The 21,564-nt window shown below is 71.4% G+C and carries 18 protein-coding genes; 9 read left to right on the forward strand and 9 right to left on the reverse strand.

Going from position 1 to position 21,564, the window contains the following annotated elements:
* The first annotated feature begins 141 nt into the window (after positions 1-141).
* The 3 genes from OOK38_RS01315 to OOK38_RS01325 are packed head-to-tail and all read left to right on the forward strand — an operon-like array spanning position 142 to position 2,659.
* Complete coding sequence (locus OOK38_RS01315) at positions 142-1,281, forward strand: ABC transporter ATP-binding protein (RefSeq protein WP_266763930.1); 1,140 nt, start codon at positions 142-144, stop codon at positions 1,279-1,281.
* Positions 1,278-1,988 (forward strand): ABC transporter permease, encoded by a 711-nt coding sequence (locus OOK38_RS01320; protein WP_266763929.1) that lies wholly within the window; start codon positions 1,278-1,280, stop codon positions 1,986-1,988. The genes OOK38_RS01315 and OOK38_RS01320 overlap by 4 nt, the downstream gene beginning before the upstream one ends.
* The gene (locus OOK38_RS01325; RefSeq protein ID WP_266763928.1) at positions 1,985-2,659 is read left to right on the forward strand and encodes an ABC transporter permease; all 675 of its coding nucleotides are present in this window, start codon (positions 1,985-1,987) and stop codon (positions 2,657-2,659) included. The genes OOK38_RS01320 and OOK38_RS01325 overlap by 4 nt, the downstream gene beginning before the upstream one ends.
* 45 nt (positions 2,660-2,704) lie before the next feature.
* Here the strand turns inward: OOK38_RS01325 and OOK38_RS01330 are convergent, their stop codons facing one another.
* The 4 genes from OOK38_RS01330 to OOK38_RS01345 are packed head-to-tail and all read right to left on the reverse strand — an operon-like array spanning position 2,705 to position 6,686.
* Entirely contained in the window at positions 2,705-3,232 is a 528-nt protein-coding gene (locus tag OOK38_RS01330; protein WP_266765936.1) for an ATP/GTP-binding protein, read from the reverse strand.
* A gap of 34 nt (positions 3,233-3,266) precedes the next feature.
* Positions 3,267-3,698: a DUF742 domain-containing protein gene (locus OOK38_RS01335; protein ID WP_266763927.1), complete on the reverse strand. Its 432-nt coding sequence runs from the start codon at positions 3,696-3,698 to the stop codon at positions 3,267-3,269.
* Positions 3,699-3,756: 58 nt separating this feature from the next.
* Positions 3,757-4,230: a roadblock/LC7 domain-containing protein gene (locus OOK38_RS01340; protein WP_266765935.1), complete on the reverse strand. Its 474-nt coding sequence runs from the start codon at positions 4,228-4,230 to the stop codon at positions 3,757-3,759.
* Positions 4,231-4,232: 2 nt separating this feature from the next.
* Positions 4,233-6,686: an ATP-binding protein gene (locus OOK38_RS01345; protein ID WP_266848019.1), complete on the reverse strand. Its 2,454-nt coding sequence runs from the start codon at positions 6,684-6,686 to the stop codon at positions 4,233-4,235.
* A gap of 454 nt (positions 6,687-7,140) precedes the next feature.
* Here OOK38_RS01345 and OOK38_RS01350 point away from each other — a divergent pair, with 454 nt between their 5' ends.
* Both OOK38_RS01350 and OOK38_RS01355 read left to right on the forward strand, forming a co-directional pair.
* A complete protein-coding gene (locus OOK38_RS01350; protein WP_266763925.1) occupies positions 7,141-8,100 on the forward strand; it encodes an ABC transporter substrate-binding protein in 960 nt (319 codons plus the stop codon).
* Between the two features lie 129 nt (positions 8,101-8,229).
* Complete coding sequence (locus OOK38_RS01355) at positions 8,230-9,906, forward strand: aromatic amino acid ammonia-lyase (RefSeq protein ID WP_266763924.1); 1,677 nt, start codon at positions 8,230-8,232, stop codon at positions 9,904-9,906.
* A 178-nt stretch (positions 9,907-10,084) separates the two neighbouring features.
* On the opposite strand, the gene OOK38_RS01360 is transcribed toward OOK38_RS01355, so the two are convergent.
* Positions 10,085-11,566, reverse strand: a complete 1,482-nt coding sequence (locus OOK38_RS01360; RefSeq protein ID WP_266763923.1) for an MFS transporter — start codon at positions 11,564-11,566, stop codon at positions 10,085-10,087.
* Between the two features lie 314 nt (positions 11,567-11,880).
* Between OOK38_RS01360 and OOK38_RS01365 the strand changes: the two genes are divergently transcribed.
* Both OOK38_RS01365 and OOK38_RS01370 read left to right on the forward strand, forming a co-directional pair.
* A complete protein-coding gene (locus tag OOK38_RS01365) occupies positions 11,881-12,459 on the forward strand; it encodes a TetR/AcrR family transcriptional regulator (protein WP_266763922.1) in 579 nt (192 codons plus the stop codon).
* A gap of 168 nt (positions 12,460-12,627) precedes the next feature.
* The gene (locus OOK38_RS01370; protein WP_266763921.1) at positions 12,628-14,295 is read left to right on the forward strand and encodes a serine/threonine-protein kinase; all 1,668 of its coding nucleotides are present in this window, start codon (positions 12,628-12,630) and stop codon (positions 14,293-14,295) included.
* A gap of 64 nt (positions 14,296-14,359) precedes the next feature.
* Here OOK38_RS01370 and OOK38_RS01375 read toward each other — a convergent pair whose 3' ends face one another.
* Positions 14,360-14,761 carry a hypothetical protein gene (locus OOK38_RS01375; protein WP_266763920.1) on the reverse strand — a complete coding sequence of 134 codons (402 nt, stop codon included), beginning with the start codon at positions 14,759-14,761 and terminating at the stop codon, positions 14,360-14,362.
* Positions 14,762-14,905: 144 nt separating this feature from the next.
* Between OOK38_RS01375 and OOK38_RS01380 the strand changes: the two genes are divergently transcribed.
* Positions 14,906-15,346, forward strand: a complete 441-nt coding sequence (locus tag OOK38_RS01380) for a PAS domain S-box protein (protein ID WP_266763919.1) — start codon at positions 14,906-14,908, stop codon at positions 15,344-15,346.
* 193 nt (positions 15,347-15,539) lie between these two features.
* On the opposite strand, the gene frc is transcribed toward OOK38_RS01380, so the two are convergent.
* Together frc and oxc are read right to left on the reverse strand one after the other, a co-directional pair.
* Positions 15,540-16,796: a formyl-CoA transferase gene (gene frc, locus OOK38_RS01385; protein ID WP_266763918.1), complete on the reverse strand. Its 1,257-nt coding sequence runs from the start codon at positions 16,794-16,796 to the stop codon at positions 15,540-15,542.
* Between the two features lie 65 nt (positions 16,797-16,861).
* Positions 16,862-18,610, reverse strand: a complete 1,749-nt coding sequence (gene oxc / locus OOK38_RS01390; protein WP_266763917.1) for an oxalyl-CoA decarboxylase — start codon at positions 18,608-18,610, stop codon at positions 16,862-16,864.
* A 295-nt stretch (positions 18,611-18,905) separates the two neighbouring features.
* Between oxc and OOK38_RS01395 the strand changes: the two genes are divergently transcribed.
* Positions 18,906-20,495 (forward strand): FadD7 family fatty acid--CoA ligase, encoded by a 1,590-nt coding sequence (locus tag OOK38_RS01395; protein ID WP_266763916.1) that lies wholly within the window; start codon positions 18,906-18,908, stop codon positions 20,493-20,495.
* A gap of 29 nt (positions 20,496-20,524) precedes the next feature.
* Here the strand turns inward: OOK38_RS01395 and OOK38_RS01400 are convergent, their stop codons facing one another.
* Complete coding sequence (locus OOK38_RS01400; protein ID WP_266763915.1) at positions 20,525-21,457, reverse strand: LysR family transcriptional regulator; 933 nt, start codon at positions 21,455-21,457, stop codon at positions 20,525-20,527.
* Between the last annotated feature and the right edge of the window lie 107 nt (positions 21,458-21,564).

Consider the following 21,564-nt stretch of genomic DNA (forward strand, 5'->3'; position numbering starts at 1 on the left):
AGGGCCCACTGGAAATCGGACGTCCGCACGACATTCACGACCTGTCATGACCGGGAACGAACATCAACTGGCTAGACTACGCACCCTCGTGCACGCGATCGCGCCACGCGCGAGCAAAGCCGTTCCGAAGGGTTTCGACGCTTGATAGCCATCGAAGATGTCAGCAAGCGATACGCCGACGGCACGGTGGCCGTCGATCGCCTGTCCCTGCAGATACCGAACCACTCCATCACCGTTCTCGTCGGACCTTCGGGCTGCGGCAAGACCACCACGCTCCGCATGATCAACCGCATGGTCGAGCCGAGCAGCGGCACGATCCGGGTCAACGGTGAGGACATCCGGAGCCGGCCGGTCAACGCCCTGCGCCGCTCCATGGGTTACGTCATCCAGAACGCCGGTCTCTTCCAGCACCGGACGATCCTCGACAACATCGCCACGGTGCCCCGGCTGCTCGGCTGGTCCAAGCAGCGCGCCCGGGACCGCGCGGCGGAACTGATGGAACGGGTCGGCCTCGACCCGGCCATGGCCCGCCGCTATCCCTACCAGCTCTCCGGCGGCCAGCAGCAACGCGTCGGCGTGGCCCGCGCGTTGGCCTCGGACCCGCCCGTCCTGCTCATGGACGAGCCGTTCTCCGCGGTCGACCCGGTCGTCCGCCGGGGCCTGCAGGAGGAGTTGCTGCGCATCCAGGGCGAGCTGGGCAAGGCCATCGTCTTCGTCACCCACGACATGGACGAGGCGATCACCATCGGCGACCGCATCGCGGTCCTGCGCACCGGCGGCAAGCTCGCCCAGTTCGCCGCCCCCGACGAGATCCTGTCGTCGCCGGCCGACGCGTTCGTGGAGCAGTTCCTCGGCGCCGACCGGGGCATCCGCGGTCTGTCGTTCCTCTCCACCCGCGATCTCGAACTCGACCGCTCCCGGGTCTTCCCCGTCGGCTCCGACTGGCAGGAGATCGCCGGACGCGAGACGGGAGGGGCGCCGGTGCTGGTGACCGACGCGGGCGGCAAGCCGCTCGGCTGGGCCGATCCCGGCTCCTGGAGCGGTGACGTGGAGACGCTCGAACCGCACGGGCAGAGCTTCGAGGTGGGCCGCGACTCGCTGCGGGTCGCCCTGGACCGGGCCGTGCTGTCGCCGACCGGGCAGGCGGTCGCCGTCGACGGCGGCGGGAAGGTGCTCGGGGTCGCCGGGCAGGAGACGGTCGCCGCGGCGATCCGGCTGGCCCGGCAACGACGGGCCGAGGACGCCCCGCGGGAGACGGCGTCGGCGAAGGCGCTGCGATGAACGGGTACTTCGACATACCGAGCGACCTCCAGCACAGCTATGGCGGCCTGATCGCCGTCCATATGCAGGAGGCGCTGGTCCCGGTGCTGGTCGGTCTGCTGCTGGCGCTGCCGGTCGGCCTGCTGTGCGTCCACTACGACTGGCTCTACCCGCCGGTGCTGTGGACCTCCACGGTGCTCTACGCCATCCCGTCGATCGCCTTCTTCGTGGTGCTCATCGACTACACCGGGCTGACCCAGCTGACCGTGATGATCCCGCTGGGCCTGTACAGCCTGGTCGTGCTCGTACCGGCGGTCGTCGACGGCATCCGCTCGGTCCCCGAGGAGACCAACGCCGCCGCCTCGGCCATGGGCATCGGCCTCGCACGCCGCTACTTCCAGGTCCAACTGCCCATCGCCGTACCGGCGATCATGGCCGGACTGCGGGTGGCCGTCGCCTCCAGCATCAGCCTGGTGAGCATCGGCGCGCTGATCGGCAACCAAGGAGGGCTCGGCAATCTGCTGACCACCGCGCAGTTGTACGACCGCCCCCGCCTCGCCGTGACGTCGGTGGTCACCACCGCCGTCCTGGCGATCGTGATCGACGCCCTGCTGGTCCTGCTGCGGCGGGTCCTCACCCCCTGGGAACCGCCGTCCGCCCGGGCGGCGCGGCGCTCCGGGGCGACGACCGCGGACGTCGCCGCCCGCACCCCGGAGGGCGTGTCGTGAACGTACTCGACTTCATGCGGTCCTTCTTCAGCGACGGCGCCCAATGGCACGGCTACGACGGCATCCCGCAACGCGTGTGGGAACACCTCCAGTACACCGCCGGAGCCCTGGCGATAGCCGCGGCCATCGGTCTGCCGGTCGGCCTGATCACCGGACACACCGGGCGCGGCGGCAACACGCTGGCCTTCCTGTCCGCCGGCGCCCGCGCGCTGCCGACCTTCGGACTCCTGGTCCTGATGTTCGTCTGGCTCGGGCTCGGCATCGTGCCCGTGATGATCCCGCTCGTGGTGCTGGCGATCCCCCCGATCCTCATCACCACCTACGAGGCGATCCGCACCGTGGACCCCTCCCCCGTCGATGCCGCCCGGGGCATGGGCATGCCGGCGACAAGGATCCTGTTCCAGGTCGAGGTCCCGGCGGCGCTGCCGCTGATCCTCAGCGGACTGCGCTCGGCGACGGTCCAGATCGTCTCGACGGCGACGATCGCGGCCTATGTGTCCCTCGGCGGGGTCGGCCGGTACATCCTGGACGGCCTGTACCAGCACAACTACGAGAAGGTGGCGGGCGGGGCGGCCCTCACGGCCGTCCTCGCGCTGTTCGTCCTCGGCCTGTTCTGGGCCGTGGGCCGGGTGGCGGTCTCCCCCGGCGTGCGCAGACGCCGGGCCGCGTAGGAGCGGTACGACCACGGCGGGGACGGCCTTCGGGCCGTCCCCGTCTCAGCGTTCGGCCGTGGCGAGGGCGTGTTCGAGGACGACGAGCAACGCGTCCCGCACAGAACCGCGGTCACGTGCGTCGAACACGGTCAGCGGCACATGGTCGGCGACGTCGAGAGCCCACCGTACGTCGTCCAGATCGTGTTCGATCCTGCCGTCGAAGGCGTTGACGGCCACGGCGAACGGGATCTCGCGGTGCTCGAAGTAGTCGACCGCCGCGTAGCAGTCGTCGAGCCGCCGGGTGTCGACGATGACGAGCCCGCCGAGCGCGCCCTCGACGAGGTCGTCCCACATGAACCCGAACCGCTCCTGGCCGGGGGTGCCGAACAGGTAGAGCTTCAGGGTCGGGTCGAGGGTCACGCAGCCGAAGTCCATGGCGACGGTCGTCGTCACCTTCTCCGGAGTGTGGCTGAGGTCGTCGACTCCGGCGGCGACCGAGGTGATGGACGCCTCGGTGGTCAGCGGCTCGATCTCCGAAATGGCGCCCACCGTGGTGGTCTTGCCCACGCCGAAGCCGCCCGCGATCACCATCTTCACGGGCAGCGGCGGCCGGGGCGTCTCGTCGTCAGCCCTCACGGACCGCGCCCCGGGAGTCGGGGATAGCTCGAAGACCATCGATAACCCTTCGCAGAACGGTGACATCGCGGTTGGAATGGGCCTGCGGGGCGTACAGGGCCAGTTGACCGTCGGCGCGCAGATCGTCGGCGAGCACCCGGATCACATTCAGATGCATCCGGAGTTTCGCCGCGATCTCCGCGAGCGACTGCGGCTCCCGGCAGACCGTGATGATGTCGCGGTGCTGGTCGAAGACGAACGCGTCCAGCGCCGCCAGCCCCACCCGTGTGGCCACCACCTGTGTCTCGATCGGGATCGGCGGTACGAGGCTGTCGCCTCCGGCGATCCGCCCCGCGGTCAGCAGGAACGGCCGGACGACCGAGGCGGGGCGTTCCACTCCCCACTCGGCGTCGTCACCGGCCAATGGCTCGCCGGACGTCATCACGTCCTCCCCCTTCACCTCGCGGGGCGTCACCGGTCATGTGACGCCCCGACGGACGTCAACCGGTCGGTGCGATGCCCACGGTGTTCTTCAGCTCCATGACCAGTTGCGGGCTCAGCACCGCACCGGCCCGGTTGGCGAACAGGGTCATCTCGTAGGCGATGTTGCCGAGCTTCGCCTCCTTCGAGGCCACCACTCCGAGCACCGCTCCGGCACCGAGGGCGGACACCAGGACGTGCCCTTCCTCCAGGTCGATGATGACCTTGTTGAGGCTGCCGAGGCCGTAGTTGCCGGAGGCGCCCATGGCGAGGCTGGTGATGCCGGAGACGATCGCCGCGAGCCGTTCGGAGTCGGCCTGGCCGCGCAGTCGGGAGACCGCGATGAGCAGTCCGTCGGAGGAGACACCGATCACGTCGACGACCCCGGCTGTCTCGGTGGCGAATCGATTGAGCAGCCAGTTGAAGTCGGCAGCGGCGGTCTTCACGTCCGTCGCGGGTTCCGCGGCTCGGGACTCCGGCTCGCCTGTCCACATGGTCACGTGCTCATGCCTTCCGGGGAAGAGGGTCTTCTGTTCTGAGTGTCGGGTACGGCCTGGCCACCGGGCCTGCCGCCCGGCCGGATCACCCCGGCCCGGGCGTCCTCCGTCGTGCTCTCGCGCTCGGCCCGCAGGACGGCGGCCTCGAACTCGTCGAGTTCGTCGCGCGCCGCCTCGGCGTCGGTGGGTGCCCAGGAGGGCGGCCGACGGTGGGTGACGGGTTCCTTGGGTCGCGGCAGCCGGCTCGACGCCGTGCCGGCCGACAGCGTCGCACCGCGCACCCGGCGGCGCAGGGGACCGGCGTCGCCGGGCCGCGCCGGGGCGGTGGGGCCCTGGCCCGGGTCGATTCCGGTGCCGGGCCGGGCGCCGCCGTGTGTCATGGCGCGCTCGGCGCCGGGGTCCGTCCTGGGTTCCGCGCGGCGGGCGTGGCCGGGGGACTCGGCGTCCTGGGGACGGGCGGGCACCCTGCGGGGCAGGCCCGCGGGGCCGGGCGGCGACTCGACCTGCGCCGGGCGCGGCTCGATCGGGCCGGAGCGGCGCGCGGGCGGCTGGATGTGCGGGGCCCGTGTCGCGGAGCGGCCGGGGTCGGCGAGCACCAGGTGGGAGGTGGGCACCGCCACGGTGGCGGTGACACCGCCGCCCGGGGTGCGGGACAGGACGACCTCGATGCCCCAGCGCCGTGACAGGCCGCCGACCACGAACAGACCGAGGACCTCCGTCGGCGCCAGGTCCAGGCGCTCGCGCCGGATCAGCCGGGCGTTCTCCTGCGCCAGCCGCTCGGGGCTCATGCCGAGCCCGTGGTCGATGATCTCGACGAGCGCTCCGCCCCCTTGGTGCCGGGGCCGCAGGACCACTTCGACGCCGCTGGTCGCCGGGGAGAACATCACGGCGTTCTCCAGCAGTTCGGCGAGCATCAGCGTCAGGTCGCCGACGATGTCGGGGACCACGGTGACGTCGCCCTCGGCGTGCGGGGTGACGCGCTGGTAGCCCTCGATCTGGCCGAGCGCGGCGCGGACGATGTTGCTGAGCCGCATCGGTTCGGTGTTGAGGCCGGTCTCGCTGATCCCGGCGAGCAGCATGAGGCTGTCGGCGTTGCGCTGGAGGCGGACGGCGATGTGGTCGATGCGGTAGAGCCGGTCCAGCACCTCGGGGTCGGTCTCGCCGCGTTCCACGGAGTCGATCAGGGCGAGTTGGCGGGCCGTCAGGTTGCTGACGCGGCGTCCGACGTTGCCGAACATCTCGGCGATGTTGCGCCGGCTGACGACCTGGCGCGCCAGCAGCGCGCTCGCGGTGACCTGAACCTGGTTGAAGGCTTCGGCCAGTTCACCGATCTCGTCGCGCACCGGCACGGGCACGGCTTCCAGCCGCGGCGGACTCGCGTCGTCGGCGTCGTCGTCGGCGACGCGGGCGAGCTCGGACTCGGCGGCGCCGGCCACGTGCTGGGCCGCCGCCGTGAGGGTACGCACGGTCCGCACCACCGAGCGGCGGGTCAGCACGGAGAACAGCAGCCAGGCGGCGAAGGCGAGCAGGTTGCCGACGACCAGCCAGGCCACCCGCCACCAGGCGCCGTTCGACGCGGACTGGGCGTCCGCGGCGATCTCGCCGATCAGTGACTGGACGATCTTCAGGCGGTTCTCGGCCTGCCGCTCATAGGTGGGGTCGGCGCGCAGCGCGTCGTCGAGCGCGGCACGCAGCTGCGTCGCGTTCTCGGCGACCAGACCGCCGGGGTCGACCTGGAGCGCGGCCCAGTGCTGGGCGATGACGCTCTGGTACGGGCTGTGCTCGATCCCGGCGAGATCGGTGCCCTGTTCCTGGCTGGCGAACCGGGTGAACCGCTCGGCCTGGTAGGTGTACTGGTTGTAGTCGCCGACGGCGCCGGTGAACTCGATGAGCGCGTTGGAGTCGCGGGTGCGGGACGCGAAGACACTGGTCTCGAAGGAGGCGTGCGCGGCGTCGGCGCGCAGCAGCGCGTCGAGCAGGTTGCCCGCGGAAGAGGAGGACTCGCTGCCGGACTGGCCGAGACCGAGGCCGTTGATGAGGCCCTCGATCACCGCTCCGTACGCCGGGTCGATGTTGTCGGCGGGGATCGGCCCCTCCTCGACGGTCTTGCGGAGGCTGTCCAGGCCCTCGAGTTCCTTCAGCGCCTGGGCCTCGCCGTCGGGCAGCCGGTCGCTGTAGGCGGCCCGGACGGTTTCGATGCGGGTGCCGACCTGGTCCTGCGCGTCCAGGTAGGCGGAGGTGTCGGGCGACCGCTCTCCGGAGCGGGCCGCCTCGTAGCGCAGGGAGACCAGGAGCGCCTGCCGGTGCTCGGTCTGCACGGCGTCGATGAGTTTGGTCACCTGCGCGCTGTCCCGCACGAGTTGGGCGGTGTCGGCGGCGGACCGGGCCCGGTCGATCTCTCCGTAGACGACATAGGAGAGCATCACGGATATCACCGCGAGCGGCACGATCACCAGAACATTGAGTTTCCGGCGGAAAGGCCAACGGTCCAGCAGGGATGGTGTCCGGCCGGTCCGAAGAGCCGTGGACGGCTGCCCCGAGGCGGCTTTTCTGTGCGCGGGCACCCAACCTCCTTGACTTCATTCCCCGTTGGAAGCCCATAGGCAGGCCTGCATGGATCAATGGTCACGAACAGCGCGGTCGGGCCGACAAAGTGGAAGGGGGCCCTCGACGCGGCCAACACTAGCGGTTGCCGTAAGAGTACGGCCATGATCAACCGAGAAGTGACACGCGGAGGCGCCTGGTTCGCTCGGATTTTGGTCATGTTGTGCCTACGGGCTGAAGCTGTACGGTCCCCATCAGTGATCTATTCGTGCCTTGACGGCAGTTGAGGCGGCTCGATTGGATCGTCAGGACCGTCACACCCGTGCCCCCGGCCACCGATGCCCCACCCATTGCCAAGTCTGGATGACCAACGTGACCATCGCCAGAAGCACTCGAACCTCCGCAACGTACGCTGTTTCCCTGCTGGTTGCGGCCACGGCCGCACTGACGGGCTGCGGTTCCTCCGACGACTCCGGCAAGGACGACCCGTTGCAGGGTGACGCCGCCAAGGGCGGTACGGTCGTTGTCGGTTCCAACAACTTCCCCGAGTCCATCCTGCTCGCCGACATCTACGGCGAGGCCCTCAAGTCCAAGGGCATCAAGGTCAGTTACAAGCTGAACATCGGCAGTCGCGAAACCACGTACGGACTGATCAAGAACGGCACGATCACGGTCCTGCCGGAGTACAACGGCGCGCTGCTCGCCTACCTGGACGCCAAGGCCACGCCGACCACCGTCGAGGAGACGAGCAAGGCCATATCGGCCAAGCTCGACCCCAAGCTCGCCCTGCTGACTCCGTCCGAGGCCCAGGACAAGGACGCGATCGCCCTGAACGAGGCCACGGCCAAGAAGTACAGCCTCACGGAGAAGTCGAGCATCGCCGACCTCGCCGACGTGGCGAAGGACCTGGTCATCGGCGGCTCCCCCGAGTTCCAGACCCGGCAGCAGGGCCTGAAGGGACTGAAGTCGGAATACGGTCTCGATTTCAAGAACTTCAAGGCACTGGACGCGGGCGGCAAGATCACCGTGACGGCCCTCAAGGACAACAACATCCAGGCCGCGGATATTTTCTCGACCGACCCCACAATCAGCAAGAACAAGTTCGTCGTGCTGCAGGACCCGAAGAATCTTTTCGGATTCGAGAATGTAACTCCGCTGACATACAAGAGCGATCTGCCGGCGGCCGGAGTTTCCGTCCTCAATGACATCTCGGCGAAGCTCGACACCGAAACCCTCGTGAAGCTCAACAGCGAGGTGCAGGAGGGCAGCAAGGACCCGCTGGACGTGGCGAAGGCGTGGCTGTCCTCGGCGGGACTCAGCTGACGTCGGAACCGGCAGCCGGCTGACGGGTGCCCGCGGGCCGGGGAGAAGCCTTCCCCGGCCCGCCCTTCTGTCTTCTGTCTTCTGTCTTCTGTCTTCTGTCGACGTACGGCTGAGGAGTGAACGTCCGTCATGCTCGAGCGCACGGCCGACGCGGCCACCGGCTCCGCGGTCGACGAGCCCACCGGGGGTACCACGTCGCGCGGTGCGGCCCTCCACGGTGCGGCCCTCCACGGCCGGGGCCTCGATGCCGCCGCGGTGGCCCGGATCGCCGACGGAGCGACACCTCCTCCCCCGCATCCCGCGGCACTCGAGGCGATGGAACGCACCCGCCGTGCCGCGCGCCGACTCGCGGCGGAGGGCACCCGGGTCTACGGCCGCAGTACCGGGGTGGGCGCGCACCGGGGCCTGGCTGTCGAGGAACACGACGGCGCGGGCCATGATCTGCGGCTGCTGCTCAGTCACGCGGGCGGCGTGGGCGAGCCCCTGCCCGTACGCCAGGTCCGCGCGATGATGGTGGTGCGCGCCAACCAACTCCTCGCCGGTGGATCGGGGTTGGGTCCCGAGATCGCGGTGGCCGTCATGGACGCGCTCCGCGCGGGAGTGCATCCCCGGGTCCCCGAGTACGGGTCCGTGGGTACCGGCGATCTGACGGCGCTCGCCCAGCTGGGTCTTGCCCTCTTCGGCCACGGCCCCTGGCTGCGGGACCGGGCGGGCTCCGGGAGCCGTCCCTCCGAGCGACCCGGCTCCGGGTTCGCGCTCCCGCAGAGCCCGCTCCCGCGGAGCCCGTTCGCGGAGAGTCCGCTCCCGGTGAGTATGGCCCTTCAACGAGGCGACGCGCTCGCCCTGTTGAGCAGCAACGCCCTCACTCTCGGCCAGTCCGCGCTCGCCTGGCACGATCTCGGTGTCCCGCTCCGCGCCGCGCACCTGGTCGCCGCGCTCTCGCTGCACGCGGTGGGAGGCTCGCTCGAGGCGTACGCGCCCGAGGTCCACCGGGCCCATCCGCACCCGGCGATCGGGCGGGCCGCGGCCCAGGTCAGAGGACTGCTCGGTGTGGCGGCCGGGAACGGAGCGGTCGTACCGCGGCCGCCGGGCGGAGTGGCGGCACGGGTGCAGGACCCCTTCGGCTTCCGCTGCTTCCCGCAGGTCCACGGCCCCGCGACGGAGGCGTGGTCGGGCCTGGAGCGGGTGCTGTCGATCGATCTCAACTCCGCCACCGAGAACCCCCTCATCGGCTGGGACGAGACCACGGGCGCCCCCATCGCACAGCATCACGGCGGCTTCTTCACCGCGCCGCTCACCCTCGCGCTCGACCAGCTGGGTCTCGCCGTGCTCGGCACGGCCCGGCTCTCGACGGCGCGGCTGTCCGCTCTCGGCCGCCCCGAACTGACCGGGCTGCGCTCCTACTTGGCCGACACGTCCTCCGCCGGGTCGGGAATGATGATCCTGGAGTACAGCGCGGCGTCCGCCCTCGCCGAGATACAGGCGTGCGCCACCCCGGCCGCGCTCGGGCACGTGGTGCTGTCCCAGGGCATGGAGGAGGCGGCGACCTTCGCGACCCAGGCGGCCCGCAAGTCCCTGCGGCTGGCACAGGCGTACCGGCTGGTCCTGGCCTGCGAACTCGTCGCCGCCGTAAGGGCGCTGCGTCTGCGCGGCACCCCGCCCGCTCCGGACACCCCGGCGGGGCGTGCCTACGTGCGCGCGGCGGCGGCTCTGGACCCGGACATGCGGGACCGCCCCCTCACGGACGATGTGACGGACGCGTCGGCCCTGCTCGAAGGGTTCGCGGACCTCACCTACGACGGCTGAGCGGCCCCGGCGGACAAGGCCACCCCGCCCCGAGCCAGTTCCGGGCCCGTGGCTCGGGAGCAGGGCCGGCGCCAGGGCCGGAACCGGAACGGAAACCCGACCTGGCCCGGGCGCCGGTACCCCGGCACCGCACACCGGCGCTGACGCCGGACCCCGCGCGGCACCGGACCTCGTACCGTCAGCTCCGCGCGCCCGGTGCGACGGCCTCGGTTCCGGTCGTCGCACCGGCATCGGCACCGGGGGCCCCGCTCACGGTCCGCCCCGAAGCCCTGGGTGTGCCGGAGAGACGTGCCGTGCGCCGGACGGGGACGAGGAGCGCGGCCAGTGCGGCGGCCAGGCAGAGCAGGGCGAGCAGGGTGAACCCGTGGGTGTACCCGGACTCGTACGGCAGGCCCGAGGACTGGAGATGGCCGGTCACCAGCACGCTGGTCACCGCGGCGCCGATGGAACCCCCGATGGTGCGGATGTTGGCGTTCATCCCGGTGGCCGCGCCGGTCTGTTCGGCCGGGACGCTGCCGACGATGAGGTTGGCCATCGCGGCGAAGGCGAGTCCGATGCCGAGGCCGAAGACACCCGCCGCGAAGGCGATCTGCCACGGCCGGTCGTGCCACAGAGCGAGGAATCCGCAGGCGACGGCGCCGAGCGCGGCACCCGCGACCAGCAGCTTCTTGGCGCCGAGGACGGGCTCCAGCCGGCCGCTCAGCACGCCCGAGCAGAACATCGCGATCAGCATCGGCAGCATGAGCAGTCCCGCCGCGGTCACGCTCGCTCCGAAGCCGTAGCCGGCCGAGCTCGGAGTCTGGACGAACCCGGGGAGGAAGGACCAGATCGCGTACATGCCCGCGCCGAACAGCAGCGCGGCGGTGTTGGTGGTCCACACGGCGGGCAGCCGCATGATGCCCAGGTCGATGAGCGGGCTGCGGGAGCGGGCCTCGGAGCCCAGCCAGAGCGCGAAGAGCAGCACGGCCGCGACGAACAGACCGATCACCTTGGCCGATCCCCAGCCCCAGTGGCTCGCCTGGCTGAGCGGCAGCAGCAGTGCCACGAGCCAGCCCGAGAGGAGCACGGCGCCGAGCCAATTGACGCGTCCTTGGGCCCGGTTGGGCGACTCGGGGACGTACCGCAGGGCGATCAGCGTGGTGGCCGCGACGACAGCGACGGGGATCCAGAACAGCCAGCGGTAGTCGAGCGCGGTCACGATCGGACCGGCCGCCACCATGCCGACTCCCCCGCCGGCGGCGATCACGGCGGACAGGTTGCTGATGCTGCCGCTCACCTGGGACGCGGCGAACTCGTCCCGGATGATGCCGAAGGACAGCGGGAACAGGGCTCCGCCGATGCCCTGCACGACCCGGGCGACGATCAGTACGCCGATGGTGGGCGCGAGCGCGGCGAGCAGACAGCCGGCCAGGACGGCCAGGAGAACGGCGACGAGGGTGCGTTTCTTGCCGATCAGGTCGCCGACCCGGCCGAGGATGGGCGTGAAGATCGACGCGGACAGCAGGTACGCGGTCATCACCCAGGTCGCGGTGGACTGCGAGGTGTGCATGGCGTGCTGGACGGTCGGCAGGGCCGGTGCGATCAGCGATTGCAGCATGGCGAACACGCCGGCACCGGTCGCGAGGACCGCGAAGGTGAGGCGGGTGGACGTGCGGGGCATGAAGAGCCTCTCCGGACAGGATGCGGCCGAGGTCGTCGGGCCACGGTCGTACGGGACGGGCGGGTTGCGGAGCAGCGTCGGGCACACCGACGGCCGCGACGGCGGTCGCGGAGTGGACGTTCGGGGGTGGGGCCGTGCGGTGCGGTCACCGCACGCCGCGCCGGGGATCGAGGACGGGGGCACGAGCGCGTCGGCTACGCGTGCGGCCGCACGCGTCCACGCCGAACGCACCCCCGACTGGTAAAGTGGAGGTACCCCTCCACTGTAGCGGAGGCATACCTCCGTTTCAATCTCGATCCAGCCGGGAGGCAGCAGTGACGGCACAGCCGTTCCCCGTCAGCGAGATCGTCGCGTCCCGGCGACCGCACCGGAAGGACGCGGCCCGCAACTACGACGCGCTGCTGGCGGCCGCCCGCGAGGCGTTCGCGGAGAGCGGCGCGGAGGCCTCCCTGGAGGACGTGGCCCGGCGCGCGGGTGTCGGCATCGGCACGCTGTACCGGAACTTCCCGACTCGCCGCCATCTCTTCGAGAGCGTCTACGCGGGCGAGGTCGACGACCTGTGCCGGGTCGCCGAGGAGGTCGCCGGCCTGGAACCGTGGGTGGCGCTGACGTCGTGGCTGCGCCGCTTCGTGGACTACACGGTCACCAAGCGGGCCATCCGCGAGGCCCTCAACGACGAGTCGGAGATCTTCCTGGCCTGCCGGGAATCGATGTACGCGGCCGGCGGCCCCCTCTTCGAGCGCGCGCAGAAGGCGGGCGAGGCGCGGGCCGACATGACCTTCGACGACCTGCTGCGCATGGTCGCCGGCATCACGGCGACGAACTTCCTGGACGACGCCCAGCGCGACCGCGTCCTGTCGGTGGCCCTGGACGGGGTCCACGCACCCCGCTGACCAGGGGTCCGGCAGGGGGCGATGCCGCGGGTCGGCCGCCCCTTCCTTCCTCTCCGGCGACCGCGCGACCGACGGGCCCCACCGGCTCGCACGACTGGGCTAGAGTCGGCGCGGTCCCCGGTCTGACGTTCTGCCGTGGGGGGTTGCGCGCTGGGGGATGACAGCACCATGCGGTACGAACACGTGGAACTCTCCGGATACGAGATCCAGGGGGTCCTGGGCCGGGGCGGCTTCGCCACGGTCTACCGGGCACGCCAGTTGGCGGTGGGCCGGGAAGTGGCGCTGAAGGTGGACGGCAGGGCGCTGGCCTCGGACCGTGACCGGCAGCGCTTCCTGCGCGAGGTCACGGCGGCGGGGCAGTTGTCCGGGCATCCGCACGTGGTCCCGGTCTACGACGCGGGCGTCCTCGGTGACGACCGCCCGTACATGGTCATGGAGTTGTGTCCCGGCGGCTCGCTCGGCGACCGCCTGCACCGCCATGGACCGCTCACCGTCAAGGAAGCCCGCGACATCGGACTGGGCATCGCGGACGCGCTGGCCGCCGCGCATGCGGTCGGCGTGCTGCACCGCGACATCAAGCCGGGCAACATCATGGTCAACCGGTACGGCGCCGCCGCCCTCACCGACTTCGGTCTGGCGGCCATCCCCAGACCCGGCCGGGAACTGTCGGTGACACGCGAGGCGCTCACTCCGGCGTACGCGCCGCCCGAGGCCTTCCACCTGGCCGACCCCACGACGACCGGTGACGTGTACTCGCTCGCCGCGACGCTCTATGCCCTCCTGCGGGGCCGTCCGCCGCACCATCCCGAGGACGGCACCCAGCTCAGCCTCGCGGAACTCATCGTCCGGCACACCTGGCCCTACCCCGATCTGCCGGGGGTGCCGAGCGCCCTCAACGAGGTGCTCAGACACGCCCTGGCGACGGATCCGGCGTCCCGGATGTCGGACGCGGGCACGTTGCGGGACGCCCTGGCCGCCCTCGACGTCGACAGCACCGATCGGGGCGCGTTCGGGCCGGCGCCCCGCATCGCCACCACCGTTCCCGCGCACCGGGACGCGCCTCCCACGCCTCACACCCCGCCCGGCACCGTTCCCCCGCCGCCTTCGGGCCCGGTGACTCAGGACGGCCGACCCGGTCGGGCGGCCGGGAACGGCGGACCGGACGCGGGGCCCGGAGGGTCCGCCCCCGGCGGGGCGAGCACGGTCGCGGAGCCCGCGGACCGCAGGTCTTCGCGGTGGCGGCCCGGAGCGATCGGCGTGTTGGCGGCCGTGGTCACCGTGAGCGTGTCCGTCACCCTGGTGATCCATCAGTACGGGTCGCCGGGCGGCCCCGGCTCCTCGTCCACCGGGTCCCCGTCCCCGAAGGCCACGGACAAGGGCTCGTCGGGCGGTGCCGCGGCCTTCGGCGGAGTACGGACCACCCGTCGCGGCTGCGCCGCCGCGGACGTCGAGGGGGTGGGCGGCCGCTGCGTCACGACCGCCGAGTGCTGGAGCGGCATCACCGACATCTCGGGAACGATCACCGTCAGCCGCGCCGACTGCCACATCGACCACGTGTGGGAGACCTTCGCCATCGCCCCGCTGCCCAAGGACGGGATGACGTACAACGCGAGGGACCTCGCCAAGCATCCCGACGTACGAACTCTGTGTTCGCAGCAGGTCATGCGGAACTCCCTGACGTCCACCGGCCGCGCGGACGGCGTCCGCTGGGAGGTGGACGTCCTGCCGCCGACCCCCGCGCAATGGGCCGAGGGGCTGCGGGTGTTCCGCTGCGTCGCCGCGGCGCTCACGGACGACGGCCAGACCACGAACAGCCACTTCGGAGTGACCGGGTGACGTGACGTCACGCGGTTTGCCCCTCCGGTGCCACCCGGCCGTCGCGTCGCCGCCCCGGTCGCATTCAGGTGATCGGCCGGGCGGACCCGGTGCGGCACAGCCACTGCCAGCGCCGACGCTCGGTGACGCACGTGGCGGCGGCCAGCAGGGTGACCGGGCCCGCCGCCCAGCCGGGCCAGGCCAGCCACGAGCACACCACCGCCGCGACGAGTTGCAGCAGAACCAACAGCACGGTCGCCCAACCAGGTACCGGGACAAGGACGTTGCTCTTGTCCCCCGGTGTGGCGAACACGGTCGGCAGACCGATCAGCACCACCACCGAGAGCACGGCGAGCAGCCACGAGTGGCCGGACAGGGCCCAGGGGGTGGCCACCCAGGCCACGAGCTCCGTAGCGAAGCGCAGAACGGACGCCGTGCGGTCGTCGGGCCGTCCCGACGCGGTCTGTCCTGCAGCGGTATCGGTCACCGCGAGACCATCCCACGCGCGGCGCGCGATCACCAGAGGCCCGTGCACCGCCCCTCCCCGGCTCCAACAGCCCCCGCACACAAGGGATCTCCAGAACGGGATTCTGTATACTGTCGGCACCACTGGCCCCGGCTCGGAGGCGACATGGACAAGCTCGATCCCGAAGTGATCCTGGGCATGGCCGCCCAGGCACCCGACGGAATAGTGATCGTCGACGGTGACAACCTGATCCGCTACTGGAACCGGGGCGCCGAGCGCATCTTCGGGTTCTCCGCGGCCGAGGCGGACGGCCGCAGCCTGGACGTCATCATCCCGGAGAAGCACCGCCGACGTCATGGGGAGGGCTTCCGCACCGCCGTGGAGAAGGGCGCCACCAAGTACGGCGAGGCTGACCTCCTGACGGTTCCCGCGCTGGCGGCGGACGGCCGGACCCTGTCCATCGAGTTCAGCGTGGTGCTGCTGGCCGGGAGCGACGGCGCCCCGTACGTCGGGGCCGTCATCCGGGACGTCACCGCGCGGCGCGCCCGGGAGCGGGAGATGATGCGGCGGCGGTCCGAGGCCGGCGCCGACCGCGCGACGGTGTGACCGTCGTGATCTCGTGACCGGCTTGATCTCGTGATCTCGTGACCGGCTTGATCTGGTGAAACGAGGGGGGTGCCCGGCGCTCCCTCGCCGACTGAGTGCCACTCCTGCGCCCGAGTGCCCCGTGAACGGCTGCCGTTCGCGGGGCACTCGGGTATGCGGGCACTCGGGTGTGCCAGGCGGTTGGGCGTCGGGGTCAGGCGACGACCTTCCCCTCGTGCAGCCTGCGGATGGCGTCCGCGTCGTAGCCGAGGTCGGCGAGCACTTCGTCGGTGTGCTCGCCGAGCAGCGGCGCGCCGGTGATCTCGGGCTTGAATCCGGAGAACTTGATCGGGCTGCCCACCGTCAGATAGGTGCCGCGCTCCTTCTGCTCGACCTCGACGATCGTGCCGCTCTTGCGCATGTCGGGGTCCTCGGCGAGCTCCTTCATGCTGAGCACCGGCGCGCACGGCACCTCGAAGGTGCGCAGGATGTCGACCGCCTCGTACTTGGTCTTGTCCGCGAGCCACTTCTCGATCTCGCCGAAGATGTCCATGATGTGCGGCTGACGGGCCAGGGCGGTGTCGTACTCCGGGTCCTCGGCCCACTCCGGCCGGCCGATGGCCTCGCAGGTGCGGACCCAGTTCTGCTCCTGGACCGTGAAGTAGATGTAGGCGTTGGGGTCGGTCTCCCAGCCCTTGCACTTCAGGATCCAGCCGGGCTGTCCGCCGCCGCCGGCGTTGCCCCCGCGCGGCACCGCGTCGCCGAACTCCCCGTTCGGGTACTGCGGGTACTCCTCCAGGTAGCCGACGCGCTCCAGGCGCTGCTGGTCGCGCAGCTTGACCCGGGTCAGATTGAGCACGGCGTCCTGCATGGACACCGAGACCTTCTGGCCGAGCCCGGTCGCGTTGCGCTGGATGATCGCCGTGAGCAGGCCGATCATCAGGTGCATACCGCTGTTGCTGTCGCCGAGCGCCGAGCCGCTGATGGTGGGCGGTCCGTCCCAGAACCCGGTGGTGGACGCGGCACCGCCGGCGGCCTGGGCGACGTTCTCGTAGACCTTGAGGTCGTTCCACTGGGAGTCGTCGTTGAAGCCCTTGACGGAGCCGAAGATCAGTCGTGGGTTGAGCGCGTGGATGTGGTCCCAGCCGAGGCCCATGCGGTCCATGGCACCCGGCGCGAAGTTCTCGACCAGGAGGTCGGCCTCGCGGATCAGCCTCTCCATGACCTCCTTGCCCTCGGGGGACTTGGTGTTGATGGCCAGGGACCGCTTGTTGCTGTTCAGCATGGTGAAGTAGAGGGCGTCGAGGTCGGGGATGTCCCGGAGTTGACGGCGCGTCACATCTCCTCCGGCGACGCGCTCGACCTTGATGACGTCGGCGCCGAACCAGGCGAGCAGCTGCGTGCACGCGGGCCCGGCCTGGACGCCGGTGAAGTCGATCACCTTGATTCCGGCGAGCGGCTTTTCACTCATGGTGGATTCCTTCTCGTGAATGTTCTCGGTGCGGAAGTCGGCCGTGCGGGAGGGGAGTTCGGGGCTCACTTCCGGGCCGGCGTGATGGTGCCGCCGGTGATGCCCTTCGGGTTCAGGTGCGCGATGTGCCCGCTCTCGGTCCCCGCGGCGGGGTCGATCACGCAGTCGATGAGCGCCGGGCCGCCGGAGGCCAGCGCCTCGGTGAGGGCGGCGGTGACCTCGGCGGGCGTGGTCGCGCGGTAACCCTTGCCGCCGAACGCCTCGATCATCCGGTCGTGGCGGGCCGCGAGCATCAGGGTGGTCGGCGAGGGCGCGTCACCGAGGGGATTGACGTCGTCGCCGCGGTAGACACCGCCGTTGTTCATGATGACCGTCACCACGGGCAGGCCGTAGCGGCAGATCGTCTCCAGCTCCATGCCGCTGAACCCGAAGGCGCTGTCGCCCTCGACGGCCACGACCGGGGAACCGCTCTCGACGGCGGCGGCGATCGCGTAGCCCATGCCGATGCCCATGACACCCCAGGTGCCGCTGTCGAGGCGGTGCCGCGGCACCCGCATGTCGATCACGTTCCGGGCGATGTCCAGCGCGTTCGCGCCCTCGTTGACGATGTACGTCTCCGGGCGCTCGTGCACGACGTCCCGCACGGCCTTCAGAGCGCCCATGAACTGCATGGGGTGCGGGTCGGCCTTGAGCCGCTCCGCCATCTTCGCCACGTTCTGCGCGGAACGCGCGGCCAGTTCCTCGCGCCAGGCGGCGGGCGCCGCGATCCGGCCGGGCTTGGCCCGCTCGGCGATCGCGTCGAGCACCGACTCGATGTCTCCGACGAGCGGGGCCGCGATGGGCTGGTTGCTGTCCATCTCCCTGGCCTCGATGTCCACCTGGATGAACCGGGCGTCGGGGTTCCATTGCGGTGCCTCGCCGTGGTTCAGCAGCCAGTTGAGGCGGGCGCCGACGAGCATCACGACGTCGGCCTTCCTCAGGGCCAGCGAACGGGCGGTGGCGGCCGACTGCGGGTGGTCGTCGGGCAGCAGGCCCTTGGCCATCGACATCGGGATGTAGGGGATGCCGGTGGACTCGACGAACTCGCGGACGCGGTCGTCGGCCTGCGCGTACGCGGCGCCCTTGCCGAGCACCACCAACGGCCGTTCGGCGCCCGCGAGAAGCTCGATGGCACGGTCGACGGCCTCGGGCCCCGGCAGCTGGCGCGGCGCGGGGTCGACGAGGCGGCTGAGCGTCCTCGCGCCCGCCTCCGCGTCCATGATGGAGCCGAGCACCGCGGCGGGGATGTCGAGATACACACCGCCGGGGCGCCCGGAGACCGCGGTGCGCAGCGCGCGGGCGATGCCCCGGCCGATGTCCTCCACGCGGCTCACGCGGTAGGCGGCCTTGCAGAACGGCTGCGCGGCGGCGAGCTGGTCCATCTCCTCGTAGTCGCCCTGCCTGAGGTCGACCAGGTGCCGTTCGCTGGAGCCGGAGATCTGGACCATGGGGAAGCAGTTGGTGGTGGCGTTCGCCAGCGCGACCAGCCCGTTCAGGAAGCCCGGAGCGGACACGGTCAGGCAGATGCCGGGCTTCTTCGTGAGGTAGCCGGCCGCCGCCGCCGCGTGTCCCGCGTTGCTCTCGTGCCGGAAGCCGATGTAACGGATGCCCCGCGCCTGCGCGAGGCGGGCCAGGTCGGTGATCGGAATGCCGACGACCCCGTAGATGGTGTCGACGTCGTTCATCCTCAGGGCGTCGACGACCAGGTGGTACCCGTCGGTGAGCTCGGTCGCGTCGGCGTTCGCCGCGGTCTCCAGTGTCGAGGGGGCGGTCATGGTCCGAGGTCCTCCTTGGGCAGATCCTGCCGGTGCGGCTGCTTCTCCCACCATCCAGAGCCCGATCGTCCGCGTCCAAGACCCATCGGCGACCAGCCGATAAGCAGCGTCTATCGACGGCAGGTCCAGGCCTCGCAACTCCCTTGATAGACAGCTGCTATCGGCCGTTCGCCAGTACGTATTGGACGCGCACCGGGCGCCGCCGCAGGCTCGCAGAGGACCGCTTCGCCGAAGCGGTGGACGGCCGTCCCTGGCGGTCGGCGCTTCATCGGACCTGGTGTGAGGAGGTGCGGTCATGACCGTTCGGGCCGCGGGATCGGTGCGCGGCACCGACGGCTACCGGACCCCTGAGGTCACGGGACTCGCCGGTCTCCTGGACCGGCAGGTGCGTGAACGCCCGTACGCCCGGGCCCTGATCGTCACCGCCGACCGGGTGCATCTCTCGTACCGGGCGCTCGCCGCGCTGGCCGACGACGTGGCCGCGCGGCTCGGCGCCACCGGGCTGCGTCGGGGTGCCGCGATCGGGCTGATCGGTGCCAACACCGCCGAGTTCGTCGTCGCGTTGCTGGGGGCGGCACGGGCCGGTCTGGTGGTCGCGCCGCTGGACCCCGCGCTGCCGGGACCGGAGCTGTCCGCCCGGCTCGACGCGCTCGGCGCACCGGCGGTCCTGGTCGGTCGGCCCGCGGCCGGCGGCCCGCCGGTCGTCCCCGTGGGGGTTCCCGCCTGGCCCCTTCGCGTGGACGTCTCCCGGGCCGGAACGGCGGCGGTCGTCCTCGACACCGGCCCACGGGCGCGTCAAGTACGCGGAGCGGCGGAGGAATTGACACCGGGCGACGCCCTGGTCCTGTACACCGCCGGGACCACGGCCCGCGCCAGGATGGTCCCGCTGACGCACGCCAACGTCGCCGCGTCCGTACGGGGCATCTGCGCCGGCTACACGCTCGGGCCCGACGACGCGACGGTGGCGGTGATGCCGTTCTTCCACGGGCACGGGCTGTTCGCGGCGCTGCTGGCGTCCCTGGCCGGCGGGGGCTGCGTGCTGCTGCCCGCGGGCGGGCGGTTCTCCGCGCGGACGTTCCGGGACGACATGCGGGCCGCGGGCGCCACCTGGTTCACCGCGGTCCCGACCGTGCACGAGATCCTGCTCGACCGGGCGGAGTCCGAGCACCCGGTCCCGCACGGGCCGCCCCTGCGTTTCGTGCGCAGTTCCAGCGCCCCGCTGAACCCGGCCACACAGCGGGCCCTGGAGCGCGCGTTCGGCGCGCCGCTGCTCTCGGCGTACGGCATGACCGAGTCCACGCACCAGGCGACCAGTGAGCCGCTGCCCCAGCACGGCGTCCTCAAGCACGGGTCGGTCGGCCTGCCGACCGGGGTGGACGTGCGGGTGGCCGACCGGAACGGGCGGCCGTGCCCGGCCGGCGTCCAGGGCGAGGTGTGGCTGCGCGGGCCCACGGTCGCCCGCGGCTATCTCGCCGAGCCGGAGCGGACGGCGCGCGGTTTCGCGGGCGGCTGGCTGCGCACCGGCGATCTGGGGTCCCTGGACGGGGACGGCTATCTCTCGCTCACGGGACGGATCGACAACATCATCAACCGGGGCGGCGAGAAGGTCTCCCCCGAGCGGGTCGAGGACATCCTCGCCGGATGTCCCGGGGTCGCCGAGGCGGCCGTGTTCGCCGTACCCGATCCGGTGTACGGGCAGCGCGTCGGCGCCGCCGTGGCCGTCCGCGCGGGCGAGACCGTCGGACCGGAGGAGATCCTGCGGTACTGCCGAGACCGGCTGGCCGCCTGCGAGGTGCCCGACCGGCTGGAGCTCGTCGCCGCGCTGCCGCACACCGCCAAGGGCGGTCTCGACCGGCTCGCGGTGGAGGCCCGGTACGTGCGCTGACCGCGGCGGCTCCCGCGTCGTCCGCCGGCTCAGCGCACGCGATGGTCGCTCGGCAGCGGCTGCCCGAAGAAGTCGTCCAGCGCCAGGCCCGTGGCCGCGTTGACGAAGGCCCGGGCCGCGACGGAGCCGGGGGTGGCCGCGTGGATCGCCACCGAGACCTGCGCGCCCGCCTCCGGGTCGACGAGCGGCAGCGCGCGGGTCCGGCCGATCACCGGCATCGCGCGCAGCCAGGTGTGCGGCACGATGCTCGCCCAGTCGCCGCCGCCGACATGCGCGTAGAGCGCGGCGATGGAGTCCGTCTCCACCTGCGGTGTCACCACGAAGCCCTTGTCCGCGAAGACGCCGTCGATGATCTGGCGGATCCGCATGTCGGGGGTGAGCAGCGCGAGCGGCAGCTGCGCCGCGTCCGCCCACGTCATGGTGGTGGTCTGGGAGATCAGCTGGTCGTCGGAGACCAGCAGCATGTACCTCTCCTGGTACAGGGGGACCACCTGAAGGCCCTCCTGGTCGCCCGGATCGAAGTGGGCGATGGCCACGTCCAGCTCGAAGTCGCGCAACTGGCGGTGGAGTTCCTTCGTCGACAGCCGGGAGCGGACCTGCACCTTGGCCAGCGGGTGCGCCGCGCAGAACGCGGCCACCGGCATCGCCAGCGTCGTCGAGGCCGTCGGGTCCGTCCCGAGCCGGAGCGTCCCGGTGATGCCCGACTGCACGGCGGCCACCTCGGCCTTGAACGCGTCCTGCTCGGCGAGGATCCGCTTGGCCCACACGACGAGCCGTTCGCCTTCGGGTGTGAGGCCCTGGTAGTTGTGCCCGCGGTTGATGAGGGTGACGTTCAACTCCCGCTCCAGCTTGGCGATCGCCGCCGAGAGCGCGGGCTGCGAGACGTAGCAGGACTCCGCGGCCCGCGCGAAGTGCCGCTCCCTGGCCACCGCCACGAAGTACTCGAGCTGCCGGAACAGCATGAACGGCTCCTCTCTCGCTCGCGCCGCCCACCGGCACCGCGGACGGACCGGCCGGCTGCCCCGTGATCATCCAGAGCCTACCGAGCCGGCCGTGTCCCGCCTCCGTT

It is taken from the genome of Streptomyces sp. NBC_00568, from assembly GCF_026341855.1.
In the GTDB taxonomy this organism is placed as follows: Bacteria; Actinomycetota; Actinomycetes; order Streptomycetales; family Streptomycetaceae; genus Streptomyces.